15 protein-coding genes are annotated in these 13693 nt (G+C 64.3%); 5 read left to right on the plus strand and 10 right to left on the minus strand.

What is annotated here, in order from left to right; genetic code table 11:
* Positions 1-9: 9 nt before the first annotated feature.
* The 7 genes from ACFQ4H_RS03350 to ACFQ4H_RS03380 all read right to left on the minus strand — a co-directional run bounded on the left by ACFQ4H_RS03350 (position 10) and on the right by ACFQ4H_RS03380 (position 3982).
* Entirely contained in the window at positions 10-531 is a 522-nt protein-coding gene (locus ACFQ4H_RS03350) for a PIN-like domain-containing protein (protein WP_377566788.1), read from the minus strand.
* Between the two features lie 3 nt (positions 532-534).
* Positions 535-1173 (minus strand): DUF433 domain-containing protein, encoded by a 639-nt coding sequence (locus ACFQ4H_RS03355; protein WP_377566790.1) that lies wholly within the window; start codon positions 1171-1173, stop codon positions 535-537.
* A 140-nt stretch (positions 1174-1313) separates the two neighbouring features.
* On the minus strand, positions 1314-1829 hold the full coding sequence (locus ACFQ4H_RS03360; protein WP_377566792.1) for a SitI3 family protein: 516 nt from the start codon (positions 1827-1829) through the stop codon (positions 1314-1316).
* A 54-nt stretch (positions 1830-1883) separates the two neighbouring features.
* On the minus strand, positions 1884-2306 hold the full coding sequence (locus ACFQ4H_RS03365; protein WP_377566794.1) for a hypothetical protein: 423 nt from the start codon (positions 2304-2306) through the stop codon (positions 1884-1886).
* Positions 2303-3538 carry a helix-turn-helix domain-containing protein gene (locus ACFQ4H_RS03370; RefSeq protein ID WP_377566796.1) on the minus strand — a complete coding sequence of 412 codons (1236 nt, stop codon included), beginning with the start codon at positions 3536-3538 and terminating at the stop codon, positions 2303-2305. The genes ACFQ4H_RS03365 and ACFQ4H_RS03370 overlap by 4 nt, the downstream gene beginning before the upstream one ends.
* Positions 3535-3678, minus strand: a complete 144-nt coding sequence (locus tag ACFQ4H_RS03375) for a hypothetical protein (RefSeq protein WP_377566798.1) — start codon at positions 3676-3678, stop codon at positions 3535-3537. The genes ACFQ4H_RS03370 and ACFQ4H_RS03375 overlap by 4 nt, the downstream gene beginning before the upstream one ends.
* Positions 3679-3700: 22 nt before the next feature.
* Positions 3701-3982: a hypothetical protein gene (locus ACFQ4H_RS03380; RefSeq protein ID WP_377566800.1), complete on the minus strand. Its 282-nt coding sequence runs from the start codon at positions 3980-3982 to the stop codon at positions 3701-3703.
* A gap of 449 nt (positions 3983-4431) precedes the next feature.
* Here ACFQ4H_RS03380 and ACFQ4H_RS03385 point away from each other — a divergent pair, with 449 nt between their 5' ends.
* The 5 genes from ACFQ4H_RS03385 (at position 4432) to ACFQ4H_RS03405 (ending at position 8205) form a co-directional block, all read left to right on the plus strand.
* Positions 4432-5832, plus strand: a complete 1401-nt coding sequence (locus tag ACFQ4H_RS03385) for a tetratricopeptide repeat protein (protein WP_377566802.1) — start codon at positions 4432-4434, stop codon at positions 5830-5832.
* Positions 5833-5887: 55 nt separating this feature from the next.
* The gene (locus tag ACFQ4H_RS03390) at positions 5888-6076 is read left to right on the plus strand and encodes a DUF397 domain-containing protein (RefSeq protein ID WP_377566804.1); all 189 of its coding nucleotides are present in this window, start codon (positions 5888-5890) and stop codon (positions 6074-6076) included.
* Positions 6077-6477: 401 nt separating this feature from the next.
* On the plus strand, positions 6478-6978 hold the full coding sequence (locus tag ACFQ4H_RS03395; RefSeq protein ID WP_377567041.1) for a DddA-like double-stranded DNA deaminase toxin: 501 nt from the start codon (positions 6478-6480) through the stop codon (positions 6976-6978).
* A complete protein-coding gene (locus ACFQ4H_RS03400; RefSeq protein WP_377566806.1) occupies positions 6975-7433 on the plus strand; it encodes an Imm1 family immunity protein in 459 nt (152 codons plus the stop codon). Before ACFQ4H_RS03395 ends, ACFQ4H_RS03400 begins: the two co-directional genes overlap by 4 nt.
* 211 nt (positions 7434-7644) lie before the next feature.
* Positions 7645-8205, plus strand: a complete 561-nt coding sequence (locus ACFQ4H_RS03405) for a hypothetical protein (RefSeq protein ID WP_377566808.1) — start codon at positions 7645-7647, stop codon at positions 8203-8205.
* A 74-nt stretch (positions 8206-8279) separates the two neighbouring features.
* On the opposite strand, the gene ACFQ4H_RS03410 is transcribed toward ACFQ4H_RS03405, so the two are convergent.
* From ACFQ4H_RS03410 to ACFQ4H_RS03420, 3 genes are read right to left on the minus strand one after another with little or no spacing between them, the layout of a single operon-like run.
* Positions 8280-9602: a restriction endonuclease subunit S gene (locus tag ACFQ4H_RS03410; RefSeq protein ID WP_377566811.1), complete on the minus strand. Its 1323-nt coding sequence runs from the start codon at positions 9600-9602 to the stop codon at positions 8280-8282.
* On the minus strand, positions 9599-11590 hold the full coding sequence (locus ACFQ4H_RS03415; RefSeq protein WP_377566814.1) for a type I restriction-modification system subunit M: 1992 nt from the start codon (positions 11588-11590) through the stop codon (positions 9599-9601). Before ACFQ4H_RS03415 ends, ACFQ4H_RS03410 begins: the two co-directional genes overlap by 4 nt.
* 40 nt (positions 11591-11630) lie before the next feature.
* Positions 11631-13424, minus strand: a complete 1794-nt coding sequence (locus tag ACFQ4H_RS03420) for an N-6 DNA methylase (protein WP_449289015.1) — start codon at positions 13422-13424, stop codon at positions 11631-11633.
* Between the last annotated feature and the right edge of the window lie 269 nt (positions 13425-13693).

Genomic DNA, 13693 nt, shown 5'->3' on the forward strand with positions numbered 1-13693 from the left:
CGGGAAGGGCTAAGAGTCGCGCTGCTTGCTGGTAGTGCTGTTTCTTCGCTGCTGTGGGGGCTTCCTGCCTGAGTTGTTACCAGCTCGACCCCTGCCCGGCCAGTAGGTAGGAGGATTAAGTCGAGGATCTACGATCTCGTACTGTTTCCTATCACTGCGTACGGGCTTGAGTAGCACCAGTCGTTGACCGTCCGCCTGCTCAAGCTCGGGCAGAACGGCCGGCAGACCCGCGACGATGGTGGCTATCACGCTCGCCATCGCGGTGATCCCCGTCCCGACCTGTTGGAACCGTACGTGATGAAAACCGTACTTACGAATGAGCTTGCATTCCTCTTCCCGGTAGAGCTGGTTCAGGTCCGCGGTAACCAGAATCTCGTATCCCCGGGCAGCCAGATCGGGCAGGAGCTGAATATCCTTCTTGCGCTTCCAGCCGATGGTTTGGACATGATCAACAGTATGGCGAGGGTGAAACATTTGACTCAGCGGGCCGATTACGGGCTGTGGTACCTGCTCATCGAGGAGAATTTTCAATTTTTATGCCGTCCGCTTGTTGGCGTCCCGTCTGTTGTATGTCCGGACGTAGCGGTCGAACTCCACCGCTCCGGTCACCCCTGTCTCATCCACGGACGGATAGAAGTACCGGATGCCTGCTAGGTCCAGGCCATCGGTCACCAGACCCGACACTGTGCTGTAGGGGATGCGGGTGCTCTCAATGACCGGGAAACCCTGCAGAACGTCGGGATCGATTTCAACACCGGCCTTGGGTCTGCGTAGTGGAACGATGGTCGCGCCCGTCCATCCTTCGAACTCCCCGAGCACGTCCTTCATAGTAATCAGCAGTCTCTGCCCCGGCTGCTTAAGAATGTCCACCTGTTCGCCCTCGGTGGCCCAGACTATGGTACGACCGTCGCCGAGTAGGCGATAGTTGGCAAGGTGTTCGACGTCAGTGAGGTCTTGTAGGTTGGCTAACGCCTTGCGGATCTTTTGCAGCGAGAAGTCGGTACGGAGGTTGGCAACCGTACGGATCGCTATGAGGTCTCTGAAGCTGTATTGAATCGGCCTGGTCGAACTTGTCTCGGGAACCAGGAGCGGCGATGATCCAGACCGCCATCGGCGGAGCTGATGGACGGTCACACCGCCAAGCGCTGCGGTCAACGCCTCGGGGTATGCCACTGCCTCCCACCCTCCTGAAGTACGGCCCAGCTGAGGTCCACCTTACTCAATACGTGGACTGATCTGGGTCCCAAAATTCGGGCAACGCGCCAACCGAGAGAACAAGACCGATTGCCCGAAGGGCTGAAGCTACTGGTGAGTCAGGCAGATGGTGGCAGTGCTGCCGAGGGCGGCCATGACCTAGCTAGGGGCCGGTGCTGCCGATCATCGAGCGAGGAGTCCTCGACCCCGTAGTGGCTCCACCACGTCGTCCTGTGCTTGCGCAGTTCGCCGTCGATGCGCGTCAGTAGCAGGTAGTCGCCGTTTTGCACCAGGGCCGCGTCCTCGCTGCGACCTGCCAGGATCCGGGCCACAGCGGCGACCACGTTAGGGATCCCCTTGTCCACCAGGTCGTCCGCGCCCATAGAGAAGTCGACGTCGACATAGGTCTCCGGCTCCCACTCCCAGCGTGATCCGTCGTCGTCCTCGGCGTCGAAGTAACCGTGGTCACCGGAGTAGACACTGAGGGCATACCCGCGCTGGTCGTAGAGTCGGGCGGTGAGCAGTCGGGGATTAGCAGTCGGTGCCGGCTTCTCGGTGATGTTGACGGCAGCAAGTTCGGCCACGTCCTCCAGCGGGATGTCACCGGCCAACGTCAGTCGGAACTCCACAGCCATCTCCGCAACCTCTTCTCAGTCCCGCCGCACGATCTGCGCGATTGAGCACCTTTTCTACATGTACTCGGCGGCGAGTTGCTCAGCCTCGGCCACGAACTCATCGAGCTCTGCTGGGGTCAGGTGCGCCAGGGGAAGTAGGTGACCGAGGACGAAGATCTCGATCCCGAGCATGTCTACGGCAGCAATGGGGTCGGCGAGTTCCGGCTCGCCGAGGGCGGCCTGGATCAGGTGCTCCATTTCGAGAGCTGGCAGGCAGTCGAGTTTCTGGTATGCCGCCCGGATCATCGACACGAAGGCGGCCACGTCGGTCGGGGTGGCATTGGCTCCGAAGTGTTCGTTGACCGCGAGCGCGAACGCGGCTCCGATGACTTGCAGGCCGCCGGCCCAACCGTCGCGGTCGATCTTAATCACGAGGGCATCGGCGGCGTCCCAGTCGGCTCTGGCCAGGGCTCGGATCAGGTTGCTGAGCGCGATCATGTTTGGTGGCGGGTCAGGCCGATGGTGGCGGCGAGGCGGGTCACGTCGGCCGAGGTGGTGCCAGCGCGGAGCACGCTGGTCAGCACTGCGCGGGCGGCGGGGCGGATGCGGGTTTCGGCGGGGGCGATCCGGTCGGCGGTGACCAGTGCCCGGCCAGCGGCCGGGTAGTCGCCGAGGTCGAGGTGGGCGCGGGTGATGTCGATGAGGTGGGCGGCCCGGTGTTCGGCGGGCAGCCGTCGCCAGGCGTCGCCGCTGGTGGCGTACTGGTGGGTGGTGATGGCTTGGTAGTTGTCGCCGAGGTCGGCGGCGATTAGGGCACGGGCGAGATCGACCACAGTGGACCCGAATCCGAGGTCGCCGCTGTCGCGGTCGGGGTGGGTGTCGTGGAGTTCGGCGAGGCGGGCCGCGTGGTCGGCCAGGTGATGTGCGGCGGTCGCGTCACCGCAGGTGGCGGCGGAGAGGGCGGCTTCGACCAGCAGGGTTCCGGTCAGGGCGAGGTCGTCGGGCGCGGCATCGTGGGATGGCGGCGGGGTGAGCTGGCGTACGGCGGTGAGGGTGGCGGCCGTCGCCAGCCGGCCCCGGTCGAGTGCGCGGAGCGCCTGGGCGAGTGGGATGGCGGCGACGGCGGTGTGTCGTGGATTGCCGGTGGCGGTGGCCATTGCCCGGTCGGCGGCCAGCCAGGCCAGGTTCGCTTCGCCGAGTTTGACCAGCACCTGGGCAGTGAGCCGGTATACCTGCACCAGTGGATCGAGGGTGTGTTCCGGGCGGGTCGTGGCGGCAAGGGCGCGGGCGTCGCCGAGCAGGCCGGGCAGCATCCGCAGCACCTGTGGGTGGTGAGCGTGCTGGTACGCGGTCCAGGCGTACTTCAGTTGGGCCGCGACTGGCGACGGCGGCTGGTGTTCGTCGACGCCGGGGGCGGGGGAGTCGTAGCAGGCCAGGGCGGCCCGCACCTGCTCCACTGCTCCGGTGACGTCGTCGGTGGGTTTGGGCTGTCGTACCTGGCGGGTGAGCAGGATTTCCGGGCTGACGCCGAGCACCTCGGCGACCGTCTCGATGACCGAGAGTCGGTCGAGGTGTCGTTCGCCGCGTTCGACCTTGTCAACCCAGCTCTTCGACCTACCGATCCGGTTGGCGAAGACCTGCTGGGTCATTCCGCGTCGGGCTCGTAGCTGCGCCATTCGTCGCCCGATCGGCGGCATCTCGCTGTTGCGCTGCCGGCCTGGCCCGGTCATCGGTGGTCCGTGCGGTGCATGGCCTCGGTGGATTCGCCGCAGCGTGGGCACCACCGCGACTTGACCTTGAAGGCAAGGAGTCCGAGTACGAACCCCGGCAGTAGGCCGCCGAACAGGATCGACAGGATCTCCTCGATCACGAGAGCTGGCACCTCCGCCCGGTCACCGCTGACCACCGACGATCCGGCGCAGGGCTTCGCAGCGTACGCGTAGCTGGATGCAGGGTGGGTGGTATTCGCTGCTGGGCCAGGTGCATTCGGGGGCGTGACCGGTGACCCAGACGGAGAAGCTGGTGGCGGATGAGCTGTCGGTGTGGACCTTGGCGACGATGAGGGCAACGTCGCGGTCGATCTCAAAGGTGGCTTCGTCGGGGTGGTACCAGTCTTCGCTGTCGAGCAGAAGCAGGCTGCCGGGTGGGATGTCGGGCAGGTCCGGTGCGGTCATCGGCTGCCTCCCCACCCTGGGAGGATGCGCTGCTGGGCGTGGGTGAGGACCGGCCCGATCAGGGCGGTCGGCGCGTCCCACGCCGGCCGGGTAGGGGTAGCGGGTCGCCGGTCCTCCAGCCGATGCCGACCGTGGTAATCCCGCCGCCGGCTCACCGCGGTGTCTCCGGTTCTATAGCTCTGAGTAGGGACTTCGGTAGCAAAGGGCCGTACAGAATCGACAGGTCTTCGTCAATCACGAGCACTCTCACCTTCTGGCGTGGCCGGGGGCAGGGGCGTTGCCGCGCCCGCAACCCCGGCCGTTCCACCGGACTCGAATCGGGTCACCGTCCGTTCGGGTGCGTCGAGTTGACCTCATCGAGGCGGTGGTGCGGTTCGGTGCGCGCGGTGCCTATCGGTGCGGATCAGTGCCGAGGGCTTCCTGATCACGATGGGTTCGATACTCTGCGTGTGACCTACCGCTACGCATGGGGGGCAAGGAAGGTGGCATCCAGCGGCGAGGCGATCACCCGGTTGCTGGCCGAGGTGGGCTGGCAGCCCGAACAGCTCGCCCGGCGTCTCAACGAGTGTGCTGATCGGCATGGCCGGACAGAGCGGCTACATCTCAAGACGCCGTACAAGTGGAAGAAGGGCGACGTTCCCCGCAGTCCGTGGCCATCGTTGACCATCGCGTTGTTGTCCGAGCAGTTACGGCGAGCGGTCACCCTCGATGAGCTGGGTTGGCCTGACGACGGGTTCGAGGCGGTACCCGCCTCTGCTGGTTTGGAGCTGTCCTGGTCACCAGCCGGGGCCTTGCAAGCGGCCGAGGTTGTGAACGAACCTGAAGGAATGATGTACCGACGGATGTTTCTCACTCTGCTCGGTTCTGCACTGACGTCACCAGCGCACGAGTGGTTGGTCGCGCAGCCGCCGGTTGATGTTGCGTCGAATACCGGTCGTCCGCTTTCCGGTGAGGTTGTCGACCACCTGGACGCCGTGACGGCCAGCTTGCGACGCATGGATGACCATCTTGGCAGCGGTCAAACCCTCGGGATGGTCCGGCAACACCTGAACACGGTGGTCGGAGTGCTGCGCAACCGCCGCTACACCGACAACGTAGGCCATCGCCTGCACGCCACCGCCGGTGAGCTGCTGCGACTTGCCGGTTGGCTCTCATTCGACAACGGTTACCACAGTCAGGCTCAGCGCTTCTGGATCGCCGGTCTCTACCAGGCACACACTGCTGGTGACCGGGGTCTCGGGGCAAACATTCTCGGATTCATGTCCTGCCAGGCCAAGGACCTCGGCCAACTCCGGCAAGCCGTGACCCTCGCGGAAACCGCGCGGGCGAGTTACCCAGCCACGAGCCCGAGGGTGGCGGCAATCCTCGACCTACGGGCTGCCGAGGCGTACGCCAACAATCAGTCGGTGGCTGATACCCGCCGTGCGCTAGACAGCGCCTTCGACCGGCTCGCCGAAAACCGGCCTGAGCATGGTGATCCTGGCTGGGCCTATTGGATCAACGAGGCGCAAGCCCACGCACAGGCAGGCTACTGCTACGTCAAGCTCGAAGATTGGCCACGTGCCCGAGAGCACCTACGAGCAGCACTTCGTCTGCAGGGCAACGAATACAGCCGCGAAGGTGCGCTGCGTAACGCCCTGCTTGCCGCTACGTACGTCCGGCAGGGACATCCCGACCTGGACAAAGCGCTAGCCCTCGGCGACCAAGCCGTCGAGACCCTTACCGGCCAGGTCACCTCCGCGCGGTGTATCAAGCACGTCCGCAACCTCGTCGGCGCTCTGGCCCCGTACCGCCGTACCCCCGCCGTCAGCCGATTCTGTCAGGACGCCAAAGACCTGATTGCCACGTGAAGAGGCTACGTCCTTGATCGGTGGGCCGAGTGAATCGAGGAGTTGAGCAAGCACGATGCGTAACGTCTGGCGTAAGTCAAGCCGATCGGGCAGCAACGGGGGCCAGTGCGTCGAGGTGCGCGATCGGGGCACTCAGGTCGACCTACGCGACTCCAAGGCCCCCACCGCCGGGATGCTGAGCTTCGACCGCGCCGCATGGGCCGCCTTCACCGGAAGCCTCAAGGCCAGCGGCATTCGCCCATAACTCATTATCGCGGTGGTCGATCTCCACTCTCGGGAGTGCCCCGTTTCGCTCGTACGGAATCTCGATGCCGCCGACGGACGTGAGGGTGAGATGCACCGCTGCGCGAGACCTGTTCCGTCAGATCGATGAACTGATGGAGGGACATGGGTGCACTCGCCGAGGTCGCTGCGATCGTACGTGCCAAGATCGCTGACCTGAATGCCGCAGTCGCTGCCCTGTACACAGCCCGTACTAAGCTTGACCAGGCGTATTGGCGGCTCGCTTTCGCTACGCAAGGAGCGGAACGGCAGGAACTTGCCGACGCCGCGACCACGCTATCCGGGGCAGCCGGGCGAGCCGACGAGGCCGCCGCGCTTACCGTGCGGGCTGCTGAAGCGCTCGCCTACTACTCGACCGACGCCATGGGATTCCCGCTGTCCGCCGCAGGCAGCACAGCTGCGGGACAAGTAGACTTGCCAGCCGCATCCGCTGTTCCTGATTGGGTGCACCGCGTTGGGGATGATATCCGTCGACTGCTTCCTCGGAACAACAAGACCGTCGGGGTGCTTGCGACCGCCGACGGACTTACCCGGAGCAAGCCGATTTGGAGTGGGGCACACGGGCCAGCAGCCGGGGCCCTGGGATTACGCCGTGACGACAAGAGCAACCAATGGCATCGACTTAAGTCGGCAGTCGAGCACGTAGAGGGGCATGCCGCCGCGATTATCCGCCGGCCGAATGGCCCGAAGGATGCTGTCTTGGTGGTTTCTGCGCCGCCCTGCCCCGGTCCGTACGGCTGTAGCACGATCTTGTCCGCGCTGCTACCAGCGAACTCACGTTTGTCGGTCTACGTTATGGGGGCGGATGGCCGGGCGAGGTTCTGGAGAACATACGTCGGTACGGGAGAAGGAACCACGGGATGACCACCTATGAAGCGACCTGGCTCGGTACTGGTCACGCCACACTGAACAGGCCGGAGCAGGTCGATCAGGTCCTTGTTCCGCTGCACGAGATGGGGCAGCCGATCGTGGTCGATGTGTTTCGCTATCGCGACGGGCGACCCGACGGCGGCGTCCAGGTCGGTGTTGGTCACCCGGATCGGTCGTTTGTGCTCTACTTCGGCCATCCTGAAGGTGGCTACGCCGTCGTGCCCGATGTCAGCTTGTGGAAGAGCGACATCGAGTTCAGCTATGGCGGCCAGGCCACCGACTATCACCCTGCCGAAACCCGCATCACCCCCGAGTTGGCTTTCGAGGTCGTACGGCAACTCGTCGCGACAGACGAGCGACCTACTTTCGTCGATTGGGGCGACCAGATCGAGGCAGATGACGATCCAGTGGGTCATGACCGGCTGCTGGCCAGTGATCCTTGGGACTAGGCGCTTCTATCGTGGTGGCCTGACCACCGATGCTTTGTGTGTGTGTAGGACCTCGGTCTAAGCGGCGGCCAACCGCGGCTAGTCCGCCAACACCTCGTATCTCCGCCTGGGCAAAGAACCAACTGTCCACTGTCGACTATCGACTCCTCGCCTGGAGGAAAGTCCGACTTCGGACACCCTGCTGTAAGCCCAACGTCGGGGGCGTTTCTCCATGGAGCAAGCTGCGTTGAAGGTGTTGTACCGGGCCATCCCCAACCTTGTCCCCGGGTTTGCTAGGTCAAGCGGTGGGGAGGCCATACCCTCAACGCATAGGAACGGCATGAAGATCGATAGCAGGGTCGAGTCGATCGTGCGGAATACCATCTATCCGGCTGTCATAAGCGACTTTGCCAGGCTGGATAAGGCCCTACAGGCTTTCCCGGATGACGAAACCACTCGGAAAGCTATAGAGCTAGGTCTCTCGATCGTCTATACCCTGATGTTTGACATTTATGAGGGCAAGCCAAGTGAGGGCGAGATTCGGGGAGTAGCTGCCGAGATCGTAAGGGCCGAAGCCTGGGCTAGACCGACAGATGAGGAGGTGAGCGCCTTCCTCCTTCGGCTAATGAATGGTGAGCCGTTCGTCGGCGTGCTCCCGATCGAGAGCATTATTATTCTGACGTTCGTTGTTGCGGCTCACCTGTTGTCGTCCTGTCGGCGTGACGACGAGGACTGGTGGGACTACCTGGACCGGGTAGAAGCGTTCCTGGAGAATGCCTACCAAGGTGGTTGAATAAGGTGAACTCCCGGGTGTCCTATTGCCCGGGAGTTCTTGTTTGTGGCTCTCAACGCTGCTTCGATGGATGCTCAGGCGTTGACTGTGCTAAAATCCTGACCGCCAGTCGTTGGTATATCGACTTGCCCTGTCACTGCTGCCGTAATCAACGTCTGTCGTCGCTCGGTAAGTAGCGCTAGCTGGCGGTCGAGTTCCTTCTTTGTTCGGTTGAGGACTTCCTGTCGCCGCATAAGGTCGCAAACAAGTTCGCGCTGAAGAGTGACGGGTGGTAGTGGGATAGGGAAACTCATGATTTTGCTGCTGCTGGTTGAGGCGAGGTTAGTTGTCCGCGATCCAGTACTTTCGAAATAGGCTCGACCATGCAAGGTCTGTGTCATGAGGGCTAAGTAGTGAGCATCAAGCCGATCGGGCTCGGGGCGCAGTGCAAAGACGTGATTTTGGTGTAGGCACCCTTCAAGTTGGCCATCCCAGACGGTCCCTCGGCCTAGCTTATCGATGTCCCCGCCTTCGGTCATGAGGACATCTCCCGGGCGCAGTGTGCTGCGTTCCGCCATCGTTCTAGGGACGGTAACTTCCGTTACAGACGTCAGGTCTATGTGGCTGGATTGAACATTGGCTACACGAAGGTATGGGCGGGTAACAGCATCCCTATCGACCTCGCGATTGCCGTCCACGGTAATACCGCCTTGTAGACGGCATACGTAGCCGAGTCGCACCAGAGGTCGCTCCTTCTGCATCGGCGGTAGCCACGGCCATGGCCCGGCTCCGCGAGCCGCCTGCGTTGATCCAGGAATGAGGGTCTCGGAGACACCGGCGTACCAACGCTCATCCAACATTGCGCGTTGTCGGATGCGAGCGCCAACGAGGTAATCAATGCGGGCGGTTTCGACGTCGAGGAAGTCGGCGATGCGTCGCTGCTCGTCAGGGGGTGGAACTTTTATCCGAAGTGCTCGTACGCGCTCGGCGCTCAAGTGATAGATGTTTGCGCCGCCGGCAAGCGAGGCAAAGACGCCTGAGCCGAACGCTGACTGGGCCCACCAGCCTAGAAACCTTCCATCCATGACGTAGCTGCGCGGCCGCAGGCGTAACAAAGTGTTTTGGAAGCAGATCGGCCCTTTTATCTCGCCCTGCCACACTGCGGAGGCCCCGACGGAAGACAAGCTTCCGCTGCCTTCAGTAACGAGAACATCTCCCGGATGTAAGGCGAAGATCCGCTGCTCGCCTGGGGTGAAGTTCATAGACTTCATATCGCTAAGGTCGAGTACTCCGTCCTTGACGTTAGCCGCCCGGAGATACTGCACCATGAACGGGCCTTCGGCGTGCTGCGGTGAGCGCTGCCGCCCGAGAGAAACATCTGCAACGGCCCGTAAGGCAACGTTTTGAGCCCAGGTCACTTCGTTACCTCGCTGAGGAGGGTTTGGATTTCGGCTTCGAGGGCCTTCAGTTCGGCGTCGATTTCGGCGAGGGGCCTTGGGGGCTTGTAGACGTAGAAGTGACGGGTGAACGGGATTTCGTACCCGATCTTGGTTTTGGTGTGGTCGATCCAAGCGTCCGGGACGTGCGGGAGCACCTCGCGGCGCAGGTATTCGTCCACGTCCTCGTGCAGCGGCACGTTTTCGTAGTCGCGCAGCTCCGGGTCGGGCTCAGGCTCGCCCTTGACGAGCTGCACCTCGCCCTCTGGGTCGCGTACGCCGAGGACTTCGCGCAGCGCCTTCTGGAACGGGGCACCGCTGGGCCAGAGCACGCCGCCCTCGGCCATCGCCGAGCGGACCGAGTCCCAGGCTGCCCGCTTCGTCTTCCACGATCGGCCGACCAGCGGCTTCAGCGCGACCTCGAACGCGTCGACATCCAGCGCCTTGCCGATCGCCTTCGAGTCGCGTACCTGGGTCAGGGTTTCCTCGGTGACCTCGAAGCGGAGCTTGAGCGGACGCTCCACAGTGATCCGCCGGTAGCCGAAGTCCTCGTTGGCGAAGACCTTCACCTTCTGGTGCAGCCTGTGCTCGGGATCTTTGGCGACGTGCAGCGCCTCGGCGTAGAGGTTGGTGATCTCGGTGATCTGCTCGGAGGTCAGATATTTGCGCTTGTCGCCGAGCGACTTGCGCATTTTGGCGAAGTACTCTCGGGCGTCCAGCAGGATGACCTTGCCCTCGTGGTCGGGCAGCTTGCGGTTGGTCAGGATCCAGAAGTACGTCGAGATCCCGGTGTTGTAGAAGAGCTGGTCGGGCAGGGCGACGATGCCCTCCAGCAGGTCGTTCTCCAGGATCCACTGGCGGATGCGGGACTCGCCGGACTCGGCCGCCCCGGTGAACAGCGGCGAGCCGTTGAAGACGATCGCGATCCGGCTGCCGCCCTTGCCCTCGGGGGTCACCAGCTTCATCTTCGAGATCATGTGCTGGAGGAAGAGCAGCGAGCCGTCGTTGATCCGGGGCAGGCCGGCACCGAACCGGCCGCTCTCACCCTGCTGCTCGTACTCCCGCTCGACCTCGTCCTTGACCTTCTTCCACTCCACCCCGAACGGTGGGTTGGCCAACAGGTAGTCGAACTTGGCGGTCCGGTGGCCGTCGTCGCTGAACGAGTTGCCGAACTTGATGTTCTCCGGATCCTGGCCCTTGATCATCATGTCGGACCGGCAGATCGCCCAGGACTCCGGGTTCAGCTCCTGTCCGAAGACCTCCACCGTCGCCGACGAGTTGTGCTTGGTGATGTGCTCCTCGGCTGCGGACAGCATGCCGCCGGTGCCGCACGCCGGGTCCATCACCGTACGCACCACGCCGGGCACGCTCAACGCGTCCTCGTCCGGGGCGACCAGCAGATTCACCATCAGCTCGATCACCTCACGCGGGGTGAAGTGCTCACCGGCGGTCTCGTTGGACTGTTCCGCGAAGCGCCGGATCAGCTCCTCGAAGACGTACCCCATCTGGTGGTTGGAGACCACCTCGGGCCGCAGGTCGAGGTCGGCGAAGCGGCCGACCACCTGGTAGATCAGGTTCGCGCCGTCGAGCCGGCGGATCTGCTGCGGAAACTCGTAGCGGTGCAGCACCTCCTGCGCGTTCTCAGAGAACGCCCCGATGTAGGCGAGCAGATGCTTCGCCGTCTGGCTGGAGTCGTTCGTGATCGACTTCAGGGTGTAGCCGCTGATGTTGTAGAAGCCGTGCCCGGCGGCGCGACGCAGGAACCGCGCCACGTCGACATCCTCACCCTTGTACTTCTCGTACGTCTCCAAGACCTTGTCCCGGGTCGGTGCCAGGACACACTCCAGGCGGCGGAGCACTGTGAACGGCAGGATCACCTTGCCGTAGTCGGACTGCTTGTAGTCGCCGCGCAGCAGATCGGCGACCGACCAGGCGTGGTTTGCCAGTTCCGTGTGCTTGCTGGTGCTCAACGGATTCCTTCCGCTTCAGACCGACGTCAGAACGAGGATGTCAGGATGTCGAGGATGGGGCAGGTGGGGCAGTCTCCGGTGGGAGCAACGCGCCGCCGGTGAGCCCGGCAGTGAGCGTACGCGTTGTCTCGTCCGCCAGCAGGTTGGTCAGGTCCGCCGTCGCGCGGAGCGTGTTGAGCTGGCGAAACGCTTCGCCATACTGCCGCTGGGTGGCGAGCGGAAGCAGCGGGATCCGCAGCCGGCGCGGGTCGACACGTACCACCGTGGAGCCGGACGACGCGGCGTTGAGGTTGCTCTCGGCGGACAGGAACCCGGCGAGGAACCACGAATCGAGACGGCTCGGGTCGGGACGCAACAGATGCAGGTGCCGGCCGAGGAGGTGACCGGCGTCGGCCGCGTCGGCGACCCGCGCTGTGCCGGCCCGCTCGGGCAGCATTTCGGGAAGGATGATGTCCCCCTCCTGGAGGAGGATCCTCTCGTCCATGGGCTGCTCATCCGCGTCGCCCGAAGCCGGCCGACGAGACATTACGTCCCGGGCGGTGAGCGTGCGAAGTGTGGTCGAGCCCGGTCCGCTGGGGGAGACGCTGCGGATCGCCACCGACGCGCGGAGCAGGGTCAGGGCCTCACCCCGCACCAGGTCCGCGACACTTGCCGTACGCCAGGAGAGCGGCGCGGCACCGGCCGGCTGCCAACTCGCTTCGCTGCTGAGGTTGAGCAGCCCGGTCACCGCCCGGCGTAGTTGGCTGCGCAACTCGTGTGCCATTTCGGCGAGTTCGTTGGGCTCGACAGGTGCCGGGGCGGCCCGGACGTGGCGGGCGGGAGTGAGGTCGACCGCCTCGTCGAGCAGATCGATCACGGATACGGCGCGGGCCGTACCGCTGATTGGTGGGAAGTTGTCGGGCTGCTGGGTGAAGTCGTGCCAGGTGTCGAGCACCCTGCGGGAGATCGTGGACCAGGCCGGGATGTTTCGCTGGTTTGTCGGCTCGCCCGCCGCTCCGACGGCGTCCGGGGCGGCGGTGTCCACCAGAAGGACACTCGACGGCAGGGGCGCCTCGGACCGGGGCCGTTCCAGTAGCCACAGATGCAGACCGATATGCAGCGGCGGTGCGATTCCGGCCGGCAGGGCGACGACGGCTCGTAGTGCCCCACTGCGGAGCATCTCGGCCCGGATCCGCCGACCCGCTGGGCGCTCTGCGCTGGCCGGGGGCATGAGCAGCACGGCCCGGCCGCCCGGGGGCAGGTGGGCAAGGCAGTGCTGCAGCCAGGCGAGTTCGGGCTCGCCCCTGGCCGGCAACCCGAAGATCCACCGAGGGTCGTACGCCAGGTCTTCGTGACCCCAACCGCGCTGACCGTACGGCGGTGCACAGAGCACGGCATCGGCTGTCAGCGTCGGGAACGCGTCGGCACGCAGACTGTCGCCCACCCGGATCTGCGCCTCGCTGACCTCGACCTGTACGGCAAGGCGGGCGGCGGCCTGTGCGGCGGCCAGCGGTAGGACGTCCTGGCCGTACAGCTCATCAGCTCCGTGCTCGGCGGCGGCCAGGAGTAGCGCGCCGGTGCCGCACGCCGGATCGAAGACCCGGTTCGGGTACGCCTTGTCGGGGCGGGCGAGCAGCGCCGCCATCAGGTCGGCCAGCGGTGTCGGCGTGTGATAGACGCTGGTCGCCTTGGTCTCGTTGGCGTCGCCTTCGGCGAGCACGTCCATGGTCTGCACCGCACCTACCTCGGCGACGCAGCGCAGCAGTGCGCGAAGCAGTTGGGCCGATGTGGGCGGAAGGTTCAGATCGCCGGTTTCGGGGGAGTTGGCGGAGGCTGACCGGGTTGCCTGCTGCACCCATGTGGACAGTTGTTCATCAGAAAGTTCAGCGACCTTTTTCAGTTCTGTGTCGGATTGCCGACTCGCGGTCACAGCGAGTGAGAGCAATCTGCTTCTGTGTGCGGGGTCGGCTGCGGTGGCGCGCAGGGCAATGCGCAGACCGTCGGTGGGGGTGCTGGCAGGTAACTGTCCGCGTGCGGCAAGCCAGGCTCGAACAGCGTCCAAGTCGTACGTCGGGCTCGCCTCTGTCCCGCCAGTTGGGGCGGGGAAGTCGGGGTGCCGCCGAC

Origin of the sequence: Micromonospora sonneratiae, assembly GCF_042679305.1 — a bacterium.
Classification (GTDB): Bacteria; Actinomycetota; Actinomycetes; order Mycobacteriales; family Micromonosporaceae; genus Micromonospora_H; species Micromonospora_H sonneratiae.